The sequence below is a fragment of the Spiribacter sp. 2438 genome (assembly GCF_009676705.1).
GTDB lineage: Bacteria > Pseudomonadota > Gammaproteobacteria > Nitrococcales > Nitrococcaceae > Spiribacter.
Genome location: NZ_CP046046.1, coordinates 303,998 through 324,590 on the forward strand (window position 1 = coordinate 303,998; position 20,593 = coordinate 324,590).

Here is a 20,593-nt window from a genome sequence, read left to right on the forward strand (position 1 = left end):
GACCCGGCGGCTTCCCACGAGGCCCGGAGTCCAATAAACTGCCAGTCCATCGAGTAAATCCGTTGACGCGGGCAACGTTATGAGCACTCGGTCCACAATCGATTCTGAACAGCAACGCTGCTTCGTCCTGGCGCCCAACCTGGCGCCGGACTGGCGGCAGAATGTCCGGTTTTTCGCCGTGACATCGGTGGTGGTTCTTGGGATTGCCCTTGCGTTTACCTGGCACGGGTTCTGGCCGATTCTGCCCTTTGCCGGGCTCGAGCTCATGGCACTGGGGGCGGCGCTGTATCTATCGGCGCGCCGATCTCTCGACCGCGAGGTGATTTACATCAGCGACAGTCGGATCTGCGTGGAGAAGGGCCGGGGCCGGGTTCAGCAGCGTTGGGAAATGCAGCCGGCCTGGACCGAAGTGGTGCTGCGGCAGCTGCCCCGGCGCTGGGAACACACCCAGCTGGTCCTTCGCACCCGCGAGACCGAGCTGGAACTTGGCAGTTTTCTGGATGCCGACGAGCGCAAAAGCCTGGCCAGAGAGCTGGCCCGGTGTGTCGGTCCCATCGGAAGCAGCGGGATTACGCAAAGCCGGCTCGGGTCGGCCACCGTACTCCGCGAGGCGGAGGGTTCCACCGGGTCCCTCGACAAGACAAGGCTTGGAGACAGAGCAACATGACAAGCAGGACCGGGAAGGCAGGGATCGGCTCGACTTTGGGTGCACTGATGCTGTTTGCATCGCCGGCATCAGCGGACTGGTCACTGATCAACATGACCCAGGGGGTCACGCCCTGGAGTAATGCGGTCTACGATCTGCACATGACGGTGTTCCTGATCACCGTGGCCATTGGCGTCGTCGTCTTTGGCGCCATGTTCTATTCCATTTTCCGGCACCGAAAATCCCGGGGCGTCAAGCCCGCCAAGTTTCACCACAGTACCGCCGTGGAAATTGTCTGGACAGTGATCCCGGTGTTCATTCTGGTGGCCATGGCCATCCCGGCGACCCGGGTGCTAATTGATTTCGAGGACACCAGTGACACGGAAATGACCGTCAAGGTGACCGGTTACCAGTGGTTCTGGGGATACGAATACATTGACGAGGATGTTCAGTTCCTGAGCCGGCTCGACCGGGACAGCGACCGGGCGCGGCAGCGGGGATCCGGCATTGAACCGGCGTCGGTGGAGAACTACCTGCAGGAAGTCGACCAGCGTCTGGTGGTGCCAGTGGACACTCGAATCAAGTTCCAGATCACCGCGGCGGACGTCATCCATTCCTGGTGGGTGCCGGATCTGGGCTGGAAGCGGGACGCCATTCCGGGCTTTATCAATGAGGCCTGGACTGAAATTCAGGAGCCGGGCATCTATCGCGGTCGCTGCGCGGAGCTTTGTGGCCGTGACCACGGCTTCATGCCCATCGTGGTGGAAGCCCTGGAGCAGGATGAGTTCCAGCAGTGGCTGGCTGGTCAGCGTGGCGAGGATCTCGCCGAGACCACCGCGGGCGCTGATGGCGCCGAGGACAACGACGACAACGCCGAACTGGCATCTCGTTAAAGCGAACATTGCCTAAGGGGAGATTGGAGCAATGACGGCAGCGACCCACGAAGCAGAAGGCCATCACGCCGCCGAGCCGACCGGCATCAGGCGCTGGATCCTGACCACCAACCACAAGGACATCGGGTCCATGTACCTGCTGTTCTCGCTGGCCATGTTCCTGGTGGGCGGCGCCATGGCGCTGGTCATCCGGGCCGAACTGTTCCAGCCCGGCATGCAGCTGGTTGATCCCTACTTCTTCAACCAGATGACCACCATGCATGCGCTGGTGATGATTTTCGGGGCGGTCATGCCGGCCTTCACCGGCCTCGCGAACTGGATGATACCCCTCCAGATCGGTGCGCCGGACATGGCGCTGCCGCGAATGAACAACTGGAGTTTCTGGTTGCTGCCGTTCGGCTTTGCCATTCTGCTTTCCACGCTGTTCATGCCGGGGGGTGGCCCGGCCGGTGGCTGGACCATGTATCCGCCGCTCATGCTGCAGACCGGCACGGCATTCCCGTTCGTGATCTTTGCGATTCACGTGCTCGGCATCAGCTCCATCATGGGGTCCATCAACGTCATCGCCACCATTCTGAACATGCGGGCGCCGGGCATGAGCCTGATGAAAATGCCGCTGTTCGTCTGGACCTGGCTGATCACGGCCTACCTGATGATTGCGGTGATGCCGGTGCTCGCCGGTGCGGTGACCATGCTGCTCACCGACCAGTATTTCGGCACGGCGTTCTTCGATGCGGCCGGCGGCGGTGACCCGGTGCTCTACCAGCACATCTTCTGGTTCTTCGGGCACCCCGAGGTCTACATCCTGATTCTGCCGGCCTTCGGCATCATCTCGACGATTATCCCGGCATTCGCCCGCAAGCCGCTGTTCGGCTACAGCTCCATGGTCTATGCCACGGCGGCGATTGCCTTCCTGTCATTCATCGTCTGGGCTCACCACATGTTCACGGTGGGCATGCCGCTCGCCGGGGTGTTGTTCTTCATGTACGCCACTATGCTGATCGCCGTGCCCACCGGGGTGAAGGTGTTCAACTGGGTGGCCACCATGTGGCGGGGCGCGATGACCTTCGAGACGCCGATGCTGTTCGCCCTGGCGTTCGTGTTCCTGTTCACCATTGGCGGGTTCTCGGGAATCATGCTGGCCATCGCGCCGGCGGACTTCCAGTATCACGACACGTACTTCGTGGTGGCGCATTTCCACTACGTCCTGGTGACGGGTGCGGTGTTCGCCATCCTGGCGGCGGCCTACTACTGGCTGCCCAAGTGGACGGGGCATATGTACAGCGAGCGTCTGGGTCAGTGGCATTTCTGGCTGTCGGTGATCTTCGTGAACGTGCTTTTCTTTCCGCAGCACTTCCTCGGACTGGCTGGCATGCCCCGCCGGATCCCGGATTACTCGGTGCAGTTCGCGGACTGGAACATGATCTCGAGTATCGGCGCCTTTGGTTTCGGCTTCGCTCAGCTGATTTTCGTCTGGTTGCTGATCAAGTGCATCCGTGGCGGTGAAAAGGCCGAAGCCCGGGCCTGGGAAGGTGCTCAGGGTCTGGAGTGGGAAGTGCCGTCGCCGGCGCCTCACCACACCTTTGATACGCCGCCGGTGGTTCGCTGACTTTGGTCATAAACCGGAATGTCGATCGCCGCACCCGGCGCCGGATACGCTGGACCGTGTTCATTCTGGCGCTGGTAGTGCTGGCGATTTATGTGGGGGTTTTCCTGGAGCAACAATAGCTCCGGGCGGGGAGAGGATAAGCGCATGGCGCAGGCAGAAGGCGGGTATTACGTACCCCATTCCAGTTGGTGGCCGATCATCGGCAGCGTGGGCGTCACTGCCCTCGTGGTGGGCATCGCGATGTGGCTCGAGGGCATGGGGGCCAGCCTCTGGGTAACGGGCATCGGCGCGGTCATCACCTTGATCATGGTGATCGGCTGGTTTGGCGATGTGGTTCGGGAAGGCGTCAAGGGTCTCTACAGCGATCAGGTGGACCGTTCACTGCGCTGGGGCATGATCTGGTTCATCTTCTCCGAAGTGATGTTCTTTGCGGCCTTCTTTGGCGCGCTTTTCTACGCCCGGGTCTTTTCGGTGCCGTGGCTCTCCGGTGAGGATCCGGCCACCAGCCGTCTGCTGTGGGATTCCATGGTGCTCAGCTGGCCCACCGCCGGTCCCGGTAACGTGGGGATGGAATTCCAGCCCATGGGGCCCTGGCCGCTGCCCACCATCAACACGCTGATCCTGCTGACCTCCGGCGTCACCCTGACCATTGCCCATCATGCGCTCAAGGCCGGCAACCGCGGCCGCCTGGTGACTTACATGTGGTTTACGGTGGCGCTGGGTCTGCTGTTCACCGGGTTGCAGGGCTATGAGTATTACGAGGCCTATGCCCACCTTAATCTGCGCCTGGACACCGGCATCTACGGGTCGACGTTCTTCATGCTCACCGGTTTCCACGGGGTCCACGTGGTGATTGGCACCCTGATGCTGGCGGTTATCTCGCTGCGATGCATGAAAGGGCATTTCAGCCCGGATTCACATTTCGGGTTCGAGGCTTCCGCCTGGTACTGGCATTTCGTGGACGTGGTCTGGCTCGGGGTGTTTATCTTCGTCTACGTGCTCTAGCCATCAGGCGAGGGGGCTCGGATTCGGTGCGATGGCACCGGTGAAGAGCCCCAGTAGGATCAACAGAAACAACGTCACTGACAGAACGATGCGCAGCGTGAGTGCATTCAGCGTTCGGCGGGATTCCCCGCGGTCTTTCATCAGGTAAAATAGTCCGGATCCGAGACTGGCCAGGATCACCAGCAGAGTGATGACAATGGCGATCTTGATTAAAAGGTCCATGCGCGTGGTTCCTGATCAGTTTTGTAGAGTGTAAATGAATTGAGCGGCACTCTCAGCCGCTCCCGGAGTCTGAGATCCGATGCGAATCGCCGGCTTCGTTTTTTCACCCACACCCGTGCCGACGGTGGCGTATCTGGTGATTCTGACGTTGCTGGTGTCGCTGGGTTTCTGGCAACTGGATCGGGCCGAGGCGAAACGCACCGAGATGACTGAGCGGGCCGCGGCCTTTCGCGCGCCAGTGTTAGATTTGACGGAAACAACGGCGTCTCTGACGTCCCATGAGTTTCGGCGCGCCCGGGCCAGTGGCAGCTACGATTCCGAGCATCAGTTCTACCTGGACAACACGGTTGAAGACGGACAGGTGGGTTACCGGGTGCTGACGCCACTCAGGCTCGACGGCAGGGATGAGGCGGTGCTGGTGGACCGCGGTTTCGTTGCGATAACCGAGGGACGCGAGACGCTCCCCACGCCGCCACCGGTGGGCGATAACGCCGAGGTGGCCGGTCAGATCGGTCGGGGCCCCTGGGTGGGACTCCGTCTCGGTGAACCCTCGGACAACCCGGGCCAGTGGCCCCGTCGGGTGCAGTACATGGACATGCAATACAAAGGCGATGCACTGGATTACCCGCTGGCCGATTTTTTGCTGGTGGAGGGCTCATTGGCGACGGATGCGGTGATGCAGGACGTCGCAGTGCGGGATGCCTGGCGCTTTGGGCCGGAGCGGCATGAAGGCTATGCGTTCCAGTGGTTCGCCCTGTCCGCCACGCTGACCATTATCTGGCTGGTGGTGAATACCCGCCGGCTCAACAGCAACGAGGATTCCGCCGGATGAAGTCGTTAAAAGGGCGGTGGCAGTTCATCGCCATCGTGGCGCTGTTTTTCGTGCCCACCATTGGCGCCATGATCATGGTTTTCAGTGACTGGCGTCCGGCCAGCTTCACCAACAATGGTGATCTCGTGCAACCCGCCGAGGCCATCGCACCCGAGCAGTGGACACGGGTTCGAGCCGCCTCCGAGCCCCTGGCCGGGACCTGGCTGCTGGTGGTGCCGCAGACGGAGGCCTGTGGTGACGCCTGCGTTGAGCGCCTGGATCTGTTGACGCGCCTGCGGGTGGCCCTGGACCGGAACATCGACCGGGTGCGCCTGATTCTGCTGCAGCCGGATGACGGCCCGGTGCAAGCGGACTCGGTGCCCGGTGGTTTCGAATTAATGGAAACCAGTGCCGCGGGGCTGGAGCCACTGCTGACTCATGGTGGCGCGGCCATGGCCGCCCACATCGTTGATTACCGGGGGTTCCACGTCATGCGCTACGCGGAGCCGCTGGACGCGCCGGGACTGCTGGATGATCTGGAGAATCTGCTCAAACTCTCCAAAGAAGAAGCCGAACGACGTACCCGTGAGGAGGCCGCCGCACAATGAAATCCAATCCCTGGTTCTTCTGGCTGGCGCTGTTGACCACCGGCATCACATTGACCGTGGTGGTCCTGGGCGCCTGGGTTCGGTTGACGGATGCCGGCCTGGGTTGTCCGGACTGGCCGGGCTGCTATGGCCATCTGGACGTGCCCCGGACCCCCGAGGCAATTGCCGCTGCCAATGCCGCCTTTCCGGAACGGCCCGTCGAGGTCAACAAGGGCTGGCGGGAGATGATCCATCGCTACGCGGCGGGCATCGTCGGGCTGCTGATCGCCGGCATGGGGTATTACGCCTGGCGTCGGCGCCACATCCCCGGCCAGTCCTGGAAGGTGCCGCTGTTTCTGATCGCCCTGGTGACGGTACAGGCCACTCTGGGGGCCTGGACGGTGACCTGGCAGCTCAAGCCGGCGGTGGTCACTGCTCATTTGCTGGGCGGCCTGGCGACGTTGTCGCTGCTCTGGTGGGTAACCCTACGGACCAATCGGCTCGGCGGTGCTGGCCGGCTGGCCGGCCGCCGAGGGCTGAATGCGCTCCTTGCCGCCGGCCTGGTGGTGGCCATCGGCCAGATCACCCTCGGGGGTTGGGTCAGCACCAACTATGCGGCCCTGGCCTGTAATGAATTTCCTGCCTGTAGCCTCGGTGAATACTGGCCCGAACGCGCCGATTTCTCCGAGGGCTTCGTGCTCTGGCGCGGGCTTGGCGTGAACTATGAGTTCGGGGTCCTGGATCACCCGGCACGCATGGCGGTGCATCTGGTTCACCGGGCCGGGGCCATTGTCGCCGCCCTGGTGCTGGGTGCCCTGGCCTGGTGGCTGTGGCGGGCCGGGGGCATTGGGCGCGGCATCGGCGTCGCGCTAGGCGTGGTGCTGGTGGCGCAGATCGGCATCGGCATTGGCAACGTGGTCTACAGCTTGCCTCTGTCACTGGCGGTCGCGCACAATGCAGGCGCTGCGTTGCTCATGATGGTGCTTGTCACCGCCATTCATTTGATTCGACCGCTGAGATGACCATGAGCCGGACCCTGGAAGCCACCACCAACTCCGCCGCGGAGGATGCCTCGGGGCTGAGGCACCTGGCCCGGCATTGGCGGGACTACTACGAACTGACCAAGCCGGGCGTGGTGGCGCTGATGGTGTTCACCGCGGTGGTGGGCAACCTGTTGGCCAGTCCTGGAACCATTCCCTGGAACGCTTTGCTGGTGGGTAACCTCGGTATCGCGCTGGCGGCCGGTTCCGCCGCCGCCATTAACCATCTGGTGGATCGAGGGGTTGACGGGCGCATGAAGCGCACCGAAGGCCGTCCACTACCCACCGGCCATCTGCGCACCAGTCATGCGGTGACCTTTGCCGGGGCGCTTGCCGCGGCCGGGCTCGGACTGCTGTATTTCGCGGTCAACCCCCTGACCGCCTGGCTTACCTTCGGTTCACTGATCGGTTATGCATTCATTTACACGCTGTTCCTGAAGCGGGCGACGCCCCAGAACATCGTGATTGGCGGTGCTGCCGGTGCCGCACCACCGGTGCTTGGCTGGGTGGCGGTCACCGGCAGCATCGACCCCCATGCGCTGCTGCTTTTCCTGATTATTTTCACCTGGACGCCGCCGCATTTCTGGGCACTGGCGATCCACCGCCGCGAAGAGTACGCCAAGGTAGAAATTCCGATGCTGCCGGTTACCCACGGCGACCGGCATACGCGTTGGCAGATTCTTTTTTATACCGCGTTACTGGTGGGGGTGACGTTGTTGCCGTTTGCCACGGGCATGAGCGGGCTGATCTACCTGGCGGCGGCCCTGGCGCTGGGCGCCCGGTATCTCTGGTTCGGGATTGCCATGCTGCAGAAGCCCGAAGAGCGTTCACTGCCCATGCGCTCCTTCGGCTTTAGCATTGTGTACCTGATGGCGCTTTTCGCGGCGCTGTTAACGGACGCCTATCTGCCAATTTTTGCCGGTTTGCTGGTGGGGTAGCCCCCACCAGCCGGCATCGCCGGTTCGGGTTCAGCTGCCGCCGGCGACCTTGTCCAGCCCCACGTTGTTTTTCTCCAGCACCCGGTCAGCGCGATAGCTGGAGCGGACCAGCGGCCCGGACACCACTTCCAGAAATCCCTTGCCCAAACCGATCTCGCGGAAGCGGTTGAACTGCTCGGGGGTGACGTAGCGGTCCACGGGCAGGTGGTTCACCGTCGGGCGCAGGTACTGACCGAACGTGACGATATCCACGCCGATGGCGCGCAGGTCGTCCATGGTCTCGATGATTTCATCATCGGTTTCGCCCAGCCCGAGCATCAGACTGGTTTTGGTCAGCACGCCCGGGCGCCGGGCCTTGGCGTGGGCCAACACGTCCAGGGTCTGCTGATAGCCGGCCCGGGCATCCCGCACCGGGTGAGTCAGTCGCTTGACCGTCTCGACGTTTTGGGCGAACACCTCCAGGCCGGTGTCCACCACCGTGTTGATGGCGTCGTGGCTGCCATTGAAGTCCGGCGTCAACGCCTCGACAGCGGTGTTCGGGTTCCGCTGCTGAATCGCCCGAATGCAGGCGGCGTAGTGACCAGCGCCGCCATCCGGCAGGTCATCCCGGTCCACCGAGGTCAGCACCACGTACTTCAGCCCCATCAGCTCCACGGTCTCGGCGGCCCCGGCGGGCTCGTTCTCATCCAGCCAGCCTTTGGGGTTGCCGGTGTCCACCGCGCAGAAGCGGCAGGCCCGGGTGCAGACATCGCCCATGAGCATGATGGTGGCGGTGCCGGCACTCCAGCACTCGCCCATGTTGGGGCACATGGACTCTTCGCACACCGTCGCCAGCTTGTGGTCGCGGACGGTCTTGCGGACTTTCTGATAGGTCTCGCCGGTGGGCACCTTGACCCGCAGCCAGTCGGGCTTGTCGCCGCGGCTGAGCGGCGCGGCATCCTTGCGGGTCTTGACGCCATTCTTGATGGCCCGGACACCGTTGGACTTGCTGACTTTCTGGCCGCTGAGGACCACGGGAATTCCCTTCAGTTCGCTCATCGATGGCTCCTGATTGCCGTTGTCAGTCCTTGCCGTAGGGGTTGTTCATGACTGAAAACCAGTTGGCATGGCTTTGATCAGCTTTTCGCTTGTAGCCTTCCACTTCCTCGCGGGACACCTGCTCACGCAGCTCGCCGTCACTCACGGGGCGTGGATCGTATTCACTGCCCGCCTGTTCGGCATCCTCGGCGGGCTTCTCGCGCTTGTCCGTCATGGCAGCGTCTCCCTGCAAGATTTTGTACACTGAGTCGATTATACGCGCCTCATCGGGACCTTCTCCATGGACGCCCAGTCACAGCCCCATTACGACACGGATCTGGACGTGCGAGGGCTCAACTGCCCATTGCCCATTCTCCGGACCAAGCAGCACCTGCGGGACATGCACCCCGGTGAGTGCCTGCGGGTGCAGGCCACCGATCCGCATTCGGTGATTGACTTCACCGGCTTTTGCGACCGCAGCGAACACACCCTCATCCATCACGTGGAGGCAGACGGCGTGTTCACTTTCTGGCTTCGAAAAGGCCCGGGGTAAAACCCAACCTCGCCAGCACCGACTCGAACACGATGGCGAACCGCCGCCGGAAAGACGTGCTGGGGTGATAGGTGAGGGCGATGAGTTCCATGCGCTCCCGCCGCTCCAGTAGCAGATCGTCGCTGGTGCCCAGGTCATCCACCAGATCCAGCTCCAGGGCCCGTTCCCCCAGCCAGTGCTCGCCAGTGGCGACTTTTTCCACGTCCAGCCGGGGGCGGTAGCGTGCGATGTGGTTGCGGAACAGGTCGTGGACTTCCTGCAGGGACTGGCGGAAATGCGCCCGGCCTTCGTCGGTGTTCTCGCCGAAGACGGTCAGGTCGCGCTTGTGCTCACCGGCGGTGTGCAGTTCAAACTCGATGTCATTGCGCTTCAGCCAGCCATGAAAGTTGGGTAGCTGGCCCACAACGCCGATGGATCCGATGATGGAGAAGGGGGCGGCCACGATCCGGTCGGCCACACAGGCCATCAGATAGCCGCCACTGGCGGCCACCCGATCCACGGCAACGGTCAGACGGATGCCCTGTTCCCTCAGCCGGGCCAGCTGGCTCGCGGCCAGGCCGTACCCCGGCACCGCGCCGCCCGGACTTTCCAGTTTCAGTAGCACTTCGTCATCCCGCTTGGCGCTGGCGAGAATGGCGCTGATTTCCTCGCGCAAAGCCTCGGTGGCACTGGCGCGGATATCGCCGTCAAAGGTCAGCACGAACAAGCGTGGCAGCCGGCCTTCGCCGCTTTGCCGGTTCTTTCGCCGCCGCTCCCGGAGCCGCTGCCAGAATCCCTTGGTGCCCTGTTGCGTGCCAAACTCAATGCGCCGGGCCATGGCCTTGTAGCGGGGGTTCAGGTGCTCGACTTCGAGCCGCTCGCGGTGACGGCCCCGGCCCCGGCCAGCAGCACCGACCATGGCAAAGATCACCATCAGGGCCACCAGCAGTGTCACCACGCGGGCGAGAAAAAAGGCGTACTCTTGCACCAGTTCCATTGAGTTCTCCCGGTTGATTGGGGCCAGTCCAGCAGGCAGATTCTACGCGACACGGAGATGGTGGTAAGCCGGATGGCCCGGAATCCTCATGAGTAACCCCGGCGAGCGCCCGCTCGACTATCGGGGCCAGGCGGTGGTGACGCTCCGCCAGATCGATCGTCACAATGGCGCCGCCAAAGGCACCGCGTTCCGTGCCTTCAAGCACGCGGACATTCCCCTTGTAGAGGGCCGGGATTTCTTCGTGGTTCCGCTGGATCGTCCCTCTGATCCAGCGACCGAGTCGTTGCTGCTGCGAGCCCGACAGACAAACGCGGTCTACTCAAGCAGCCGGGCGCTGATCCTGCTGACGCGGCATGCCTATGCGCGGCTCGCTGCCGCTGCTAATCTTTCGCCATTATGATTACCCTGCTTGAATGGCTGCGGCCCTGGGAGCCTTCGCTGCCGGTGTTCCTGGCGTGCGTGCTCGCGGCGGGCCTGTATGTCGTTGGCATGATGCGCGGCGCCAAACCGGGGTTCTGGCCGGCGCTGTCGTATTTTCTGGGCATTGGCCTGATTTATGTGGTCACGCAGACCCATTACGACTATTACTCCCAGTATCTATTTGCCGCCCATCGGCTCCAGCATCTCATTCTGCATCACCTTGGTCCCTTCCTGATTGCCCTTGCCATGCCCACCGCGGTGCTGGCCGCGGCGCTGCCGGCAAGCTGGCGAACGCTGCCCCAAGGGGTCATGGCGCCGTTTTTCGGGGTTCTGGGATCGATTTACCGGGTGCTGCAGCAGCCGTTCATCGCCGGCTTCCTGTTTGTCGGGCTGGTGTACTTCTGGCTGACGCCGGATATCCATTTCGACGCCATGCTCAGCCTGGATCTGTACTGGTTCATGAACTGGACCATGGCGGTGGACGGGCTGCTGTTCTGGTGGCTGATCTTCGAGCGGGGCGGCAAGGGGATCACGCCCCGTCTGTCCCCCGGCCGGCGCATTATGGTGCTGGCAGCGATCATGCCGCCACAGATCGTACTGGGGGCCTACATCACGTTCAGTGGCCAGAATCTGTTCGAGATTTACGACGTCTGCGGCCGGGCCTTCCCCATCGACCCCATGCTGGATCAGCAGATTGGCGGGCTGATTACCTGGATACCGGCGGCCATGATGAGTGTCATCGCGGCGGTGATTGTCCTCGCCTTCCGGCTTGATCAGGAGGAGCGGGCCGAGGACAGCCGCACCGAAACGACCCTGGAGAGAGCCTGATGACTGTTCTGATGCGTCTTCTGCCGGTGCTGGTGCTGAGTCTGCTGCTGGTGGGCTGCGGGGGGCGTGGCTACGAAACCAAGGGCATCGAGGGCCTGTTGCCGGACCTGCAGTTCCGCCTGCTGAGTGAGACCGGCCAGGAAATTACCGAAGCGGACATGGCCGGTGCCCCCACGGTGGTGTTCTTCGGCTTTACCAACTGCCCCGACGTCTGCCCCACCGCCATGGCCCGCATCGCCGCCGCCACCGAAGCCGCCGGTGAGGGGTTGGAGTCGGACCTGCGGGTGTTGTTCGTGTCCGTGGATCCCGGCCGGGATACCCCGGCGCGGCTGGCCCATTACACCGGATTCTTCAGTGAACGGGTCACCGGTGCCACCGCCGACTACGACACGCTGCGGGCCATGACCCGTCGGTACCGGGCGACTTTCGGCTACGACCAGCCGAATGAATTCGGTGATTACAACGTCTCCCACTCCAGCGCCATGTACGTCTTCGACGCCGAGGGGCGGGCTCGCGCCCTGTTCCGCCCCAGTGACAGCGTCTCGGCCATGACAGCGGATCTGCGCCGCATCGCCCAGGGTTGAGTCGGCACCTGGCAGGCACCGACTCCAGGACCCGTCAGTCGAACAGATCCTTGTCGGTGACGGCGCCGTGGGAAGCGGAGCTCACCAGCTTGGCGAACTTGCCCAGCACCCCACGCCGATAATTGGGCGGGCGGGGCTGCCACTGCCGGCGTCGCTCTGCCAGGGTGTCATCACTGACCTTGACCTCCAGCAGGTTCTGATCGGCGTCGATGACCACCGTATCGCCTTCTTCCACCAGGGCGATGTTGCCCCCCACGGCGGCTTCCGGGGCCACATGGCCCACCACCATGCCGTAGGTCCCGCCAGAGAAGCGGCCGTCAGTGATCAACCCCACGGCATCGCCCAGGCCCCGACCGATGATGGCCGAGGTGGGTGCGAGCATTTCGCGCATGCCCGGGCCGCCCTTGGGTCCCTCGTAGCGGATGATGAGCACGTCGCCCGCCTGAATCTGGTCGTCCAGGATCGCCTCCATGGCGAGTTCCTCGGAATCGAACACCCGGGCCGGTCCTTCGATGCGGCGATGCTTGATGCCGCTGACCTTGGCCACCCCACCTTCCTCGGCCAGGTTGCCCCGGAGGATGGCCAGGTGGCCCTCCGGGTACATGGGGTTGTCGAAATCCCGAATGATGTCCTGGTCTGCTGATGGCTGCGCGGGCACATCCGCCAGCAGCGCCTCAATGGTCTGACCGGTGATGGTCATGCAGTCACCGTGCAGCAGGCCTTTCTCCAGCAGCATCTTCATGACCTGCGGAGTGCCGCCCACTTCGTGGAATTCACTGGTGACATAACGGCCCGAGGGCTTGAGGTCACAGAGCACCGGGACACGGCCCCGGATCCGCTCGATGTCGTCGATGGAAAAATCCAGTTCGCAGGCGTTGGCGATGGCCAGGATGTGTAGCACCGCATTGGTCGAGCCCCCCAGGGCCATGACCACGCTGACGGCGTTCTCAAGGGCCTGGCGGGTCATGATGTCCCGGGGCAGGCGCTGGTGACGGATGGCCTCCACCAGCACTTCGGCGGACCGCGCCGCCACGGTATGAGCCTCATCATCGATGGCGGACACGGTGCTGGAGCCCATCAGGCTCATCCCCATGGCCTCGAAGGCGCTGGACATGGTGTTGGCGGTGTACATGCCACCACAGGAGCCGGCTCCCGGGCAGGCGTTCTTCTCGACGCCTTTCAGGTCTTCCTCGGAGAGCTTGCCGGCGGCCGCCTGGCCCACCGCCTCGAAGGCGCTGACGATGGTGAGGTCCTGTCCCTTGTAGCGACCGGGCTTGATGGTCCCGCCGTAGACAAAGATCGCCGGAATGTTGAGGCGGGCGATGCCGATCATCGCGCCGGGCATGTTCTTGTCACAGCCGCCGGTGGCGAGTACGCCGTCCAGGCTCTGGCCGTTGCAGACGGTTTCGATGGAATCGGCGATCACCTCCCGGGACACCAGCGAGTACTTCATACCCTCGGTGCCCATGGAGATGCCATCGGAGATAGTGATGGTGCCAAAACTCACCGGCATGGCCCCGGCAGCGCGAAGCGCCTCACTGGCCCGCTCCGCCTGGGCGCCGATGCCCAGGTTGCAGGGGGTGATGGTGCTATGGGCATTGCCGACGCCGACAATGGGCTTGTCGAAATCCTCGTCGCCAAAACCGGCGGCGCGCAGCATGGCGCGGTTGGGTGTTCGGGCCAGCCCCTCGGTGGTGGCGCGGCTTCGGCGATTGTCAGCCATGAATGAGTCCTCGGGAAGTGGTTATAGATAGCCTGTCGAAAATACGAGATCGCCGCCCGTCTGGCAATGGATCCCGGCGGTCATGGCATACTCTGCTTCCCATGCTCTGAACCTCGTGGATGGACTGTCGTGACCACACCCAGTGCGCGCTACCAGGCCGACCTGGACAGCGGTGACTTTCTCGCCGACCCGGCGCAGCAGGCGGCGATCGAGTCCCTGGATGCCCTTCACCAACGACTGGTCGATCCACCGCCGACACCCCGCCCGAGTGGCCTGCGCGGCTGGTGGGCGCGCCGTGGGGGTCCGCCCGCGGCGGAGCCGGGCCTGTACCTCTGGGGGGGCGTGGGTCGCGGCAAGACCTATCTGATGGACACGTTCTACGAGTGTCTGCCCGCCCCGATCAGCAAGCGGCGGGTTCACTTCCATCGGTTCATGAAGTCCGCCCACGAGCGGCTGCGGGCGTTGCGACAACAGCAGGATCCGTTGCGACAGATTGCCTCGGAATGGGCGGCGGACGCCCGGGTGCTGTGTTTTGACGAGTTCTTCGTCAGTGACATCACCGACGCCATGATCCTCTCCGGGCTGCTGCACGGGCTGGTGGAGGAGGGGGTCACCCTGGTGGCCACCTCCAATGTGCCGCCGGCGCGGCTTTACCACGACGGGCTGCAGCGCGAGCGTTTTCTGCCGGCCATTCAGCTACTGGAGGACCACACCCGGGTGCTCAATGTGGATGGAGGCACGGACTACCGCCTTCGGCGGTTGAGCCGCGCGCCGATTTACCACGTGCCGGCGGATGAGCGGGCCGAAGTGGCCATGGCCACGGCCTTCGAAGAGCTCTCACCGGATCGCGACCATGATGGCTCCGAGCTCGAGATCAACCATCGAGTGATTCCCACCCGGGCGGTGGGTGACGGCGTCCTGTGGACGGACTTCAGTGCGCTCTGTGAGGGACCCCGGAGCCAGGACGATTACATTGAAATTGCCCGGCAGTTCCATACGGTGCTGATCTCCCGGATACCGGTGTTGGATCGGGAGCGTGAGGACGCCGCTCGGCGGTTTATCGCGCTGGTGGACGAATTCTACGATCGAAGCGTCAAGCTGGTCATTTCAGCCACCGCCGACATTGAATGGCTGTACCGGGGCTACCGCCTTCGTTTTGAGTTTCGTCGCACCGCCTCGCGGTTGCGGGCCATGCAGACCCATGACTATCTGGCAACCGCCCACCGGCCGTGAGGTTATCCACGAATCCTGTGGATAAGGTTGTGGATGAATACAGGCAAAACCGCTGCAAGTGGCATGGTGACAAGGCGGGCTTTAAATCGGCGAAACCTTGACCAGTTTAATTAAGCCAACAAAAACAGAGACTTACGGGTTATCCAGATCAATCAATAAGTTACAGAACCTATTGAAAAACGAACTCTGCTGCGGTGTGCATAACCTCGATTGTCAATCCCTTCTTTCGGGCTTGCGGAGGGGCTAGCGCATCAGCCCCGCCACATGCCGGGCCACGCCCCGGGACAGAGCGCCCAGGTCATAGCCGCCCTCGAGCATGGAGCAGATCTGACCCCCGCAGCAGTAATTGGCCACCGCCACCAGCTCGTCGGTGATCCAGCCGAAATCATCCTCGGTGAGCGCCAGGCCCGCCAGGGGGTCCTCCACGGCCGCATCAAAGCCCGCCGACAGAATCAGAAGATCCGGATCGAAATCGATCAGGGCCGCGATGGCCTGACCATGGAATTGCTGGCGATAGTCCGCCGAACCGGTGCCTTTGATCAGGGGCAGATTGAGGATGTTGCCCGGATGGTTTTCCGCGCGGGTGCCGGTGCCGGGAAAAAGCGGATGCTGATGCAGCGACAGGTAAAAAAGGCCGGGTTGATGGGTGAACATGGTCTGGGTGCCGTTGCCGTGATGGACGTCGAAATCCACCACCGCTACCCGCGGAATGCCGTGCACCACCTGGGCGTGACGCGCGGCCACCGCTGCATTGTTGAACAGGCAGAATCCCATGGACTCATCGGGCTCGGCGTGATGGCCCGGCGGGCGTACCGCGCAGAAAACCCGGCGGGCCTCGCCGGCCTGAATGGCATCCACGGCCTGAAGGCCCGCTCCCGCCGCCCGCAGTGCCGCCTGCACCGATCCCGGTGAGATGACCGTGTCGGGGTTGAGATACTCGCGGCCGGTGGTGGGCACCGCCGCCATCACCGCATCCACGTAGGACGCGGTGTGTACCCGCTCCAGGGCTTCCCGGGGCGCGGGCTCGGCGTCCCGGCGCTCCAGGGCGTCGAAGGCCGGATCCTCCAGCGCCTTCAGAATCGCTTCCAGGCGCTCAATGCGCTCTGGATGACTGCTCCCCGTGTCATGTTCCAGACAGTCACGATGGGAGATCAGCCAGGTGGACACGGCGCTAGTCCGGATTCTGGAGGGCCTGACGGAACGTCAGTTCGAAAGGCCCTTCCCGACCGTGGGGGTTGGCGGAAACCGCGAAATTGCGGGACTGCCCCGACTCGAAGTCGAAGGTTCCGATATAGGACACCCAGCCGTTTTCGCGGACCTGTCGCATGGGAATGTCCGTGGGATCATCGTCATTACTCGCCCACACACTGGCCTGCACCGCCCCGGTCACCGGCTCGCCGTTTTCCAGGATGGTCACCAGCAGCAGGGCTTTGCTGCGGCTTCGCACAATTCCCCGGGCCTGGGCCACCTGATCGGTCAGCAGCCCGGTGGGAATGGCGCTGTAGTGGACTTCATGGTCGCCGTAGGGCTCCATCTGTTGGGCGGCGGCCCCCACGGCCACGCCGCAGAGCAGAGCCGCGGTGGCGATCGACAACAACGCTTTCAGAGCCTTCATTCCGACCTCCCTGATGCCCGGCAGATGCGGTAGAGCGCCACCTCTCCGAACAGGTTCGGCAGCAGCCCCCCGATCCACGGCTGTTTCATTTCATGAGATAACACGCGCCGCTCCAGTATGTGAATACCCAGGTCTTCACACAACGCCTCGAAATCGCGGATCGTGCAGAAGTGAATGTTCGGGGTCTCGTACCAGCCATAGGACAGCGCCTTGCTCATGGGCATGCGTCCCCGTACCGCGATGTGCCAGCGCAGCCGGTAGTAGGCAAAGTTGGGGAAAGTCACGATCCCGGTGCGACCCACCCGCAGCATGTCCTTGAGGAGCTGGTCCGGGCGCTGCACCGCCTGAAGCGTCTGGGTCAAAATCACCTGGTCAAAGGCCCCGTCATCGAAGTCGGCGAGCCCCTCGTCGAGATCGCTTTCGATGACGTTGATGCCGTTGGCAATGCTGCGGGTAATGCCCTCGGGGTCGATCTCGAGGCCGTAACCGGTGGCCCGCCTCTGCTCGAAGAGATGCCTCAGCAGGCGTCCGTCGCCGCAGCCCAGGTCCAGTACCCGCTGGCCTTCGCCCACCCAGTCGGCGACGATCTGAAGATCCTGCCGCAGCGGACTCATGCCCCCACCTCCGTTGCCACCCGGTCCATGTAGGTGCGGAACACCTCCAGATAGCGGGGCACCGGCATCAGGAAGGCATCGTGACCATGATTGGCGCGGATTTCCGCGTAACTCACCCGCCGATTACTGTCCAGCAGGGCGCGGACGATCTCCCGGGACGCCGAGGAGGGAAATCGCCAGTCACTGGTAAAGGAGGCCACGAAGAACGGCGCCCGGGTGGTGGCCAGGGTGCGGGTCAGATCGCCGCCGTGGCGGGCGGCGGGGTCGAAGTAATCCAGCGCCTTGGTCATGAGCAGATAGGTGTTGGCATCAAATCGGTCCACAAAGGACTGACCCTGGTGGCGAAGATAGCTTTCCACCTCGAATTCCACATCGTAATGAAAGCCGTAGGCGCTGGGCTCGCCACGGCGGTCGCGGCCGAATTTCTCGCCCATGGCCGCCTCGGACAGATAAGTGATGTGCCCGAGCATGCGGGCCAGCATCAGGCCGGTCTCGGGGCGCTCGCCGTTGGCGGCGTAGCGGCCCTCGTGAAATTGCGGGTCGGAGCGGATGGCCTGGCGGGCCACCTCGTTGAAGGCAATGTTCTGCGCCGACAGCCGGGGTGCGGCGGCGATCACCACGGCGTGACCGATCCGGTCGGGCTCATCAATGGCCCATTGCAGTGCCTGCATGCCCCCCAGGCTGCCGCCGGCCACCGCGGCCCAGCGCTGAATCCCCAGGTGATCCGCCAGCCGTGCCTGGGTGCGGACCCAGTCGCCCACCGTGACCATGGGGAAGTCGGCGCCGTAGGGATGGCCGGTTTCCGGGTTGACGCTTACCGGCCCGGTGGAGCCATGACAGCCACCGATGTTGTTGCTGCAGACCACGAAGAAGCGGTCGGTATCCAGCGGTTTGCCCGGGCCGATGCAGCTCTCCCACCAGCCGGGCTTGCGCGCCTCGGGATGGTCGTAGCCCGCGGCATGGTGACTGCCGGACAGCGCATGGCAGACCAGCACCGCGTTGCTGGCGTCGGCGTTAAGGCGGCCATAAGTCTGATAGGCCAGCTCATAGCCGGGCAGTTCACGGCCGCATTCCAGCCGCAACCGCTCGTCGAAGCGGGCCTGATGGGTTTCCACCAGGCCCACGGAATCGTTCGGGAAGGATCGGGCCATGGTCACATCATCAGCCCCGGTGCGATCCGGTCCAGCGGCGGCATGATCAGCATTTTGAGCACCTGGATGGCAATAATCGCCGCCAGTGGCGACAGATCGATGCCGCTGATCGGCGGCAGAATGGCCCGAAATGGCCGCACCACCGGTTCGGTCAGCGCCAGCAGGATGGTCATGGCCGGGTTGTAGGCATCCGGGTTGATCCAGGTGAGTACCGCCCGGACCACGATGGCCACGAGATAAAGGTTCAACAGCAGGTTGATCAGCTCCGCCGGCGTGCGCAGCAGCAGGTAGTCGAAGCGGGGAGTGACGCCGGCGATCAGCATCAGCAGCGCCAGCGCCGCCGCCTGCAGCAGAATCATCAGCACCAATGCCGGCAGATCGATGCCACTCCAGCTGGGAATGACGCGCCGCAGCGGCGCCAGCGTTGGCTGGGTGATGCGCACCAGGAACTGCGCCAGCGGGTTATAGAAGTCCGCCTGGACCCACTGCAGCAGGAACCGCAGCATCACCGCCATGATGTAGAGACTGAACAGCGTGTCCACCAGGAATGCCAGCGGGCTGCCGAGGTAGCCTGGACCCATGCTAGTGCGCCCCCAGGTCGTCGCCGATCTCGCCGGCCCGTGCCGCCGCGGCGGCCAGCGCCTTCTGATAGAGGCCGGCCAGGTCACCCGCCTGCAACGCCTCAATGGCGGCGGCGGTGGTGCCCCCCGGCGAGCTGACCCGCCGGCGCAGGGTGGCCGGGTCCTCGCTGCTCTCCAGGGCCATGCGGGCAGCCCCCAGCGCGGTCTCCAGCGTCAGCAGGCGGGCGGTTTCGGTGGAAAGCCCCTGGGCTTCGGCGGCCGCCTGCATGGCCTCCATGGTGTAGAAAAAGTACGCCGGACCGCTGCCGGACAGGGCAGTGACCGCGTCCATCTGCGCCTCGTCGGGCAGCCACACCACCATGCCCACAGCCCTGAGCAATGTCTCAGCCAGATTGCGCTGGGCTTCGTTGACCGCCGGGGTGGCATACAGGGCCGTAGCACCGGTCTTTACCAGAGCGGGCGTGTTGGGCATCGCGCGGACCACCGGCACATCCTCGCCCCCCAGCCAGCGGCCGATGTCGGCACTGCGGACCCCCGCGGCCACTGAAATCACCACGCTCTGCTGCTCGCGGAGTTGATTGGCCAGCGGCCGCACGGCGGTGGCGAGGGTCTGTGGCTTGACCGCCAGCATGACCGCATCGGCGCCGCGGGCGGCGGTGGCGTTGTCCTCGAAAGCCTGAACGCCGAACTCCCGGACCAGCGATTCACGGCGTTCGGCGTCCGGTTCGGCAATGCGCAGGCTGGCGGCGGGCTGGCCGTCGGCGATCAGGCCGCCGATCAGGCTACGGGCCATGTTGCCGCCGCCGATAAAGGCAATCACTTCTTCACTCATGGCGTCTTCTCCGGTCGGGGCCCGAAGACCGCGGTGCCGAGGCGCACCAGTGTGGCCCCCTCGGCGATGGCGGCCTCGAGATCGTTGGACATGCCCATGGACAGGGTATCCAGGGCCAACCCGTCATCAATGAGGGCTTCCTGCAATTGCCGCAGCTGGCTGAAAGCGGCGCGCTGCGCCTCAAAGCCGGTCACCGCCTCCGGCAGCGTCATCAGCCCCCGCAGGCGAAGCCGCGGCAGCTCGGCCACGGCATGGGCGAGTTCCGGCAGTGCCTGCGGCGAGACGCCGGCCTTGCTGGCTTCGCCGCTGACATTCACCTGGATGCAGCACTGCAGCGCACCCAGTGTCTCGGGCCGCTGCTCCGAGAGCCGGCGCGCAATCTTGAGGCGATCCACGGCATGGACCCAGTCGAAGCCCTCGGCCGCCGGGCGGGTTTTGTTGGACTGCAGGGCACCAATGAAATGCCACTCGATGTCGGTCGCCGTCATGGCCTGGCACTTGTCGACCCCCTCCTGGAGGTAGTTTTCGCCGAAGGCCCGCTGCCCGGCCTCATAGGCGGTCTGCATGGCATCCAGCGGCTGGCGCTTGCTCACGGCCAGCAGCTCCACGCTGCCGGGCTGCCGCCCATGGGTCTGTTCGGCCTCGCGAATGCGATCCCTGACCGCGGCAAGTCGAGCGGCGACGTCTGGCATGGCGTTCTGGTTCATGGCGGGGA

Annotated in this window: 25 protein-coding genes; 13 read left to right on the forward strand and 12 right to left on the reverse strand. The window is 63.9% G+C overall.

The window, feature by feature from the left end; all coding sequences use genetic code 11:
* The first annotated feature begins 79 nt into the window (after positions 1-79).
* The 4 genes from GJ672_RS01510 (at position 80) to GJ672_RS01525 (ending at position 4,153) form a co-directional block, all read left to right on the forward strand.
* A complete protein-coding gene (locus tag GJ672_RS01510; protein ID WP_154295554.1) occupies positions 80-667 on the forward strand; it encodes a DUF2244 domain-containing protein in 588 nt (195 codons plus the stop codon).
* Complete coding sequence (gene coxB / locus GJ672_RS01515) at positions 664-1,539, forward strand: cytochrome c oxidase subunit II (protein WP_154295555.1); 876 nt, start codon at positions 664-666, stop codon at positions 1,537-1,539. The genes GJ672_RS01510 and coxB overlap by 4 nt, the downstream gene beginning before the upstream one ends.
* Positions 1,540-1,570: 31 nt before the next feature.
* The gene (gene ctaD, locus GJ672_RS01520) at positions 1,571-3,148 is read left to right on the forward strand and encodes a cytochrome c oxidase subunit I (RefSeq protein WP_154295556.1); all 1,578 of its coding nucleotides are present in this window, start codon (positions 1,571-1,573) and stop codon (positions 3,146-3,148) included.
* A gap of 144 nt (positions 3,149-3,292) precedes the next feature.
* On the forward strand, positions 3,293-4,153 hold the full coding sequence (locus GJ672_RS01525) for a cytochrome c oxidase subunit 3 (RefSeq protein ID WP_154295557.1): 861 nt from the start codon (positions 3,293-3,295) through the stop codon (positions 4,151-4,153).
* Between the two features lie 3 nt (positions 4,154-4,156).
* Here GJ672_RS01525 and GJ672_RS01530 read toward each other — a convergent pair whose 3' ends face one another.
* Positions 4,157-4,375 (reverse strand): twin transmembrane helix small protein, encoded by a 219-nt coding sequence (locus tag GJ672_RS01530; protein WP_154295558.1) that lies wholly within the window; start codon positions 4,373-4,375, stop codon positions 4,157-4,159.
* A 79-nt stretch (positions 4,376-4,454) separates the two neighbouring features.
* Between GJ672_RS01530 and GJ672_RS01535 the strand changes: the two genes are divergently transcribed.
* Genes GJ672_RS01535 through cyoE form a run of 4 tightly spaced genes read left to right on the forward strand, consistent with a single transcriptional unit; the run spans position 4,455 to position 7,751 of the window.
* Positions 4,455-5,207, forward strand: coding sequence for an SURF1 family protein (locus GJ672_RS01535; RefSeq protein WP_154295559.1), 753 nt, complete (start codon positions 4,455-4,457; stop codon positions 5,205-5,207).
* A complete protein-coding gene (locus tag GJ672_RS01540) occupies positions 5,204-5,794 on the forward strand; it encodes a hypothetical protein (protein WP_154295560.1) in 591 nt (196 codons plus the stop codon). The genes GJ672_RS01535 and GJ672_RS01540 overlap by 4 nt, the downstream gene beginning before the upstream one ends.
* The gene (locus tag GJ672_RS01545; protein ID WP_154295561.1) at positions 5,791-6,795 is read left to right on the forward strand and encodes a heme A synthase; all 1,005 of its coding nucleotides are present in this window, start codon (positions 5,791-5,793) and stop codon (positions 6,793-6,795) included. Before GJ672_RS01540 ends, GJ672_RS01545 begins: the two co-directional genes overlap by 4 nt.
* Positions 6,796-6,797: 2 nt before the next feature.
* The gene (gene cyoE, locus GJ672_RS01550; protein ID WP_154295562.1) at positions 6,798-7,751 is read left to right on the forward strand and encodes a heme o synthase; all 954 of its coding nucleotides are present in this window, start codon (positions 6,798-6,800) and stop codon (positions 7,749-7,751) included.
* Positions 7,752-7,781: 30 nt separating this feature from the next.
* Here the strand turns inward: cyoE and lipA are convergent, their stop codons facing one another.
* Together lipA and GJ672_RS01560 are read right to left on the reverse strand one after the other, a co-directional pair.
* Positions 7,782-8,789 (reverse strand): lipoyl synthase, encoded by a 1,008-nt coding sequence (gene lipA, locus GJ672_RS01555; protein WP_154295563.1) that lies wholly within the window; start codon positions 8,787-8,789, stop codon positions 7,782-7,784.
* A 22-nt stretch (positions 8,790-8,811) separates the two neighbouring features.
* Positions 8,812-9,003 (reverse strand): hypothetical protein, encoded by a 192-nt coding sequence (locus tag GJ672_RS01560; RefSeq protein WP_154295564.1) that lies wholly within the window; start codon positions 9,001-9,003, stop codon positions 8,812-8,814.
* Positions 9,004-9,069: 66 nt separating this feature from the next.
* Here GJ672_RS01560 and GJ672_RS01565 point away from each other — a divergent pair, with 66 nt between their 5' ends.
* Complete coding sequence (locus GJ672_RS01565) at positions 9,070-9,321, forward strand: sulfurtransferase TusA family protein (protein WP_154295565.1); 252 nt, start codon at positions 9,070-9,072, stop codon at positions 9,319-9,321.
* On the opposite strand, the gene sohB is transcribed toward GJ672_RS01565, so the two are convergent.
* Positions 9,290-10,297: a protease SohB gene (sohB, locus tag GJ672_RS01570; protein WP_154295566.1), complete on the reverse strand. Its 1,008-nt coding sequence runs from the start codon at positions 10,295-10,297 to the stop codon at positions 9,290-9,292. The genes GJ672_RS01565 and sohB overlap by 32 nt on opposite strands.
* Before the next feature lie 88 nt (positions 10,298-10,385).
* On the opposite strand from sohB, the gene GJ672_RS01575 reads away from it, so the two are divergent.
* The 3 genes from GJ672_RS01575 to GJ672_RS01585 are packed head-to-tail and all read left to right on the forward strand — an operon-like array spanning position 10,386 to position 12,129.
* A complete protein-coding gene (locus GJ672_RS01575) occupies positions 10,386-10,697 on the forward strand; it encodes a hypothetical protein (RefSeq protein ID WP_154295567.1) in 312 nt (103 codons plus the stop codon).
* The gene (locus GJ672_RS01580) at positions 10,694-11,545 is read left to right on the forward strand and encodes a cytochrome c oxidase assembly protein (RefSeq protein ID WP_154295568.1); all 852 of its coding nucleotides are present in this window, start codon (positions 10,694-10,696) and stop codon (positions 11,543-11,545) included. The genes GJ672_RS01575 and GJ672_RS01580 overlap by 4 nt, the downstream gene beginning before the upstream one ends.
* Positions 11,545-12,129: an SCO family protein gene (locus GJ672_RS01585; RefSeq protein WP_229381916.1), complete on the forward strand. Its 585-nt coding sequence runs from the start codon at positions 11,545-11,547 to the stop codon at positions 12,127-12,129. Before GJ672_RS01580 ends, GJ672_RS01585 begins: the two co-directional genes overlap by 1 nt.
* Before the next feature lie 34 nt (positions 12,130-12,163).
* Here the strand turns inward: GJ672_RS01585 and ilvD are convergent, their stop codons facing one another.
* A complete protein-coding gene (gene ilvD / locus GJ672_RS01590; protein WP_154295569.1) occupies positions 12,164-13,852 on the reverse strand; it encodes a dihydroxy-acid dehydratase in 1,689 nt (562 codons plus the stop codon).
* A 129-nt stretch (positions 13,853-13,981) separates the two neighbouring features.
* Between ilvD and zapE the strand changes: the two genes are divergently transcribed.
* Positions 13,982-15,085 carry a cell division protein ZapE gene (gene zapE, locus GJ672_RS01595; RefSeq protein ID WP_229381917.1) on the forward strand — a complete coding sequence of 368 codons (1,104 nt, stop codon included), beginning with the start codon at positions 13,982-13,984 and terminating at the stop codon, positions 15,083-15,085.
* Between the two features lie 243 nt (positions 15,086-15,328).
* Here zapE and GJ672_RS01600 read toward each other — a convergent pair whose 3' ends face one another.
* The 7 genes from GJ672_RS01600 to GJ672_RS01630 are packed head-to-tail and all read right to left on the reverse strand — an operon-like array spanning position 15,329 to position 20,570.
* Complete coding sequence (locus GJ672_RS01600; RefSeq protein WP_154295571.1) at positions 15,329-16,252, reverse strand: histone deacetylase family protein; 924 nt, start codon at positions 16,250-16,252, stop codon at positions 15,329-15,331.
* A gap of 4 nt (positions 16,253-16,256) precedes the next feature.
* A complete protein-coding gene (locus tag GJ672_RS01605) occupies positions 16,257-16,700 on the reverse strand; it encodes a DUF4426 domain-containing protein (RefSeq protein WP_154295572.1) in 444 nt (147 codons plus the stop codon).
* Positions 16,697-17,305: a methionine biosynthesis protein MetW gene (gene metW, locus GJ672_RS01610; protein ID WP_370517602.1), complete on the reverse strand. Its 609-nt coding sequence runs from the start codon at positions 17,303-17,305 to the stop codon at positions 16,697-16,699. The genes GJ672_RS01605 and metW overlap by 4 nt, the downstream gene beginning before the upstream one ends.
* 5 nt (positions 17,306-17,310) lie before the next feature.
* On the reverse strand, positions 17,311-18,465 hold the full coding sequence (locus GJ672_RS01615) for a homoserine O-acetyltransferase (RefSeq protein WP_154295574.1): 1,155 nt from the start codon (positions 18,463-18,465) through the stop codon (positions 17,311-17,313).
* Positions 18,466-18,467: 2 nt separating this feature from the next.
* On the reverse strand, positions 18,468-19,046 hold the full coding sequence (locus GJ672_RS01620) for a YggT family protein (RefSeq protein ID WP_154295575.1): 579 nt from the start codon (positions 19,044-19,046) through the stop codon (positions 18,468-18,470).
* Between the two features lies 1 nt (position 19,047).
* Entirely contained in the window at positions 19,048-19,878 is an 831-nt protein-coding gene (gene proC, locus GJ672_RS01625) for a pyrroline-5-carboxylate reductase (protein WP_154295576.1), read from the reverse strand.
* Complete coding sequence (locus tag GJ672_RS01630) at positions 19,875-20,570, reverse strand: YggS family pyridoxal phosphate-dependent enzyme (RefSeq protein ID WP_154296974.1); 696 nt, start codon at positions 20,568-20,570, stop codon at positions 19,875-19,877. Before GJ672_RS01630 ends, proC begins: the two co-directional genes overlap by 4 nt.
* Positions 20,571-20,593: the final 23 nt, after the last annotated feature.

What these genes read in the sequence shown, in the direction of transcription:
- GJ672_RS01510 (WP_154295554.1), top strand. Translation starts at nt 80, where the DNA reads ATGAGCACTCGGTCCACAATCGATTCTGAACAGCAACGCTGCTTCGTC.
- coxB (WP_154295555.1), top strand. Translation starts at nt 664, where the DNA reads ATGACAAGCAGGACCGGGAAGGCAGGGATCGGCTCGACTTTGGGTGCA.
- ctaD (WP_154295556.1), top strand. Translation starts at nt 1,571, where the DNA reads ATGACGGCAGCGACCCACGAAGCAGAAGGCCATCACGCCGCCGAGCCG.
- GJ672_RS01525 (WP_154295557.1), top strand. Translation starts at nt 3,293, where the DNA reads ATGGCGCAGGCAGAAGGCGGGTATTACGTACCCCATTCCAGTTGGTGG.
- GJ672_RS01530 (WP_154295558.1), bottom strand. Translation starts at nt 4,375, where the DNA reads ATGGACCTTTTAATCAAGATCGCCATTGTCATCACTCTGCTGGTGATC.
- GJ672_RS01535 (WP_154295559.1), top strand. Translation starts at nt 4,455, where the DNA reads ATGCGAATCGCCGGCTTCGTTTTTTCACCCACACCCGTGCCGACGGTG.
- GJ672_RS01540 (WP_154295560.1), top strand. Translation starts at nt 5,204, where the DNA reads ATGAAGTCGTTAAAAGGGCGGTGGCAGTTCATCGCCATCGTGGCGCTG.
- GJ672_RS01545 (WP_154295561.1), top strand. Translation starts at nt 5,791, where the DNA reads ATGAAATCCAATCCCTGGTTCTTCTGGCTGGCGCTGTTGACCACCGGC.
- cyoE (WP_154295562.1), top strand. Translation starts at nt 6,798, where the DNA reads ATGAGCCGGACCCTGGAAGCCACCACCAACTCCGCCGCGGAGGATGCC.
- lipA (WP_154295563.1), bottom strand. Translation starts at nt 8,789, where the DNA reads ATGAGCGAACTGAAGGGAATTCCCGTGGTCCTCAGCGGCCAGAAAGTC.
- GJ672_RS01560 (WP_154295564.1), bottom strand. Translation starts at nt 9,003, where the DNA reads ATGACGGACAAGCGCGAGAAGCCCGCCGAGGATGCCGAACAGGCGGGC.
- GJ672_RS01565 (WP_154295565.1), top strand. Translation starts at nt 9,070, where the DNA reads ATGGACGCCCAGTCACAGCCCCATTACGACACGGATCTGGACGTGCGA.
- sohB (WP_154295566.1), bottom strand. Translation starts at nt 10,297, where the DNA reads ATGGAACTGGTGCAAGAGTACGCCTTTTTTCTCGCCCGCGTGGTGACA.
- GJ672_RS01575 (WP_154295567.1), top strand. Translation starts at nt 10,386, where the DNA reads ATGAGTAACCCCGGCGAGCGCCCGCTCGACTATCGGGGCCAGGCGGTG.
- GJ672_RS01580 (WP_154295568.1), top strand. Translation starts at nt 10,694, where the DNA reads ATGATTACCCTGCTTGAATGGCTGCGGCCCTGGGAGCCTTCGCTGCCG.
- GJ672_RS01585 (WP_229381916.1), top strand. Translation starts at nt 11,545, where the DNA reads ATGACTGTTCTGATGCGTCTTCTGCCGGTGCTGGTGCTGAGTCTGCTG.
- ilvD (WP_154295569.1), bottom strand. Translation starts at nt 13,852, where the DNA reads ATGGCTGACAATCGCCGAAGCCGCGCCACCACCGAGGGGCTGGCCCGA.
- GJ672_RS01605 (WP_154295572.1), bottom strand. Translation starts at nt 16,700, where the DNA reads ATGAAGGCTCTGAAAGCGTTGTTGTCGATCGCCACCGCGGCTCTGCTC.
- GJ672_RS01615 (WP_154295574.1), bottom strand. Translation starts at nt 18,465, where the DNA reads ATGGCCCGATCCTTCCCGAACGATTCCGTGGGCCTGGTGGAAACCCAT.
- GJ672_RS01620 (WP_154295575.1), bottom strand. Translation starts at nt 19,046, where the DNA reads ATGGGTCCAGGCTACCTCGGCAGCCCGCTGGCATTCCTGGTGGACACG.
- proC (WP_154295576.1), bottom strand. Translation starts at nt 19,878, where the DNA reads ATGAGTGAAGAAGTGATTGCCTTTATCGGCGGCGGCAACATGGCCCGT.
- GJ672_RS01630 (WP_154296974.1), bottom strand. Translation starts at nt 20,570, where the DNA reads ATGCCAGACGTCGCCGCTCGACTTGCCGCGGTCAGGGATCGCATTCGC.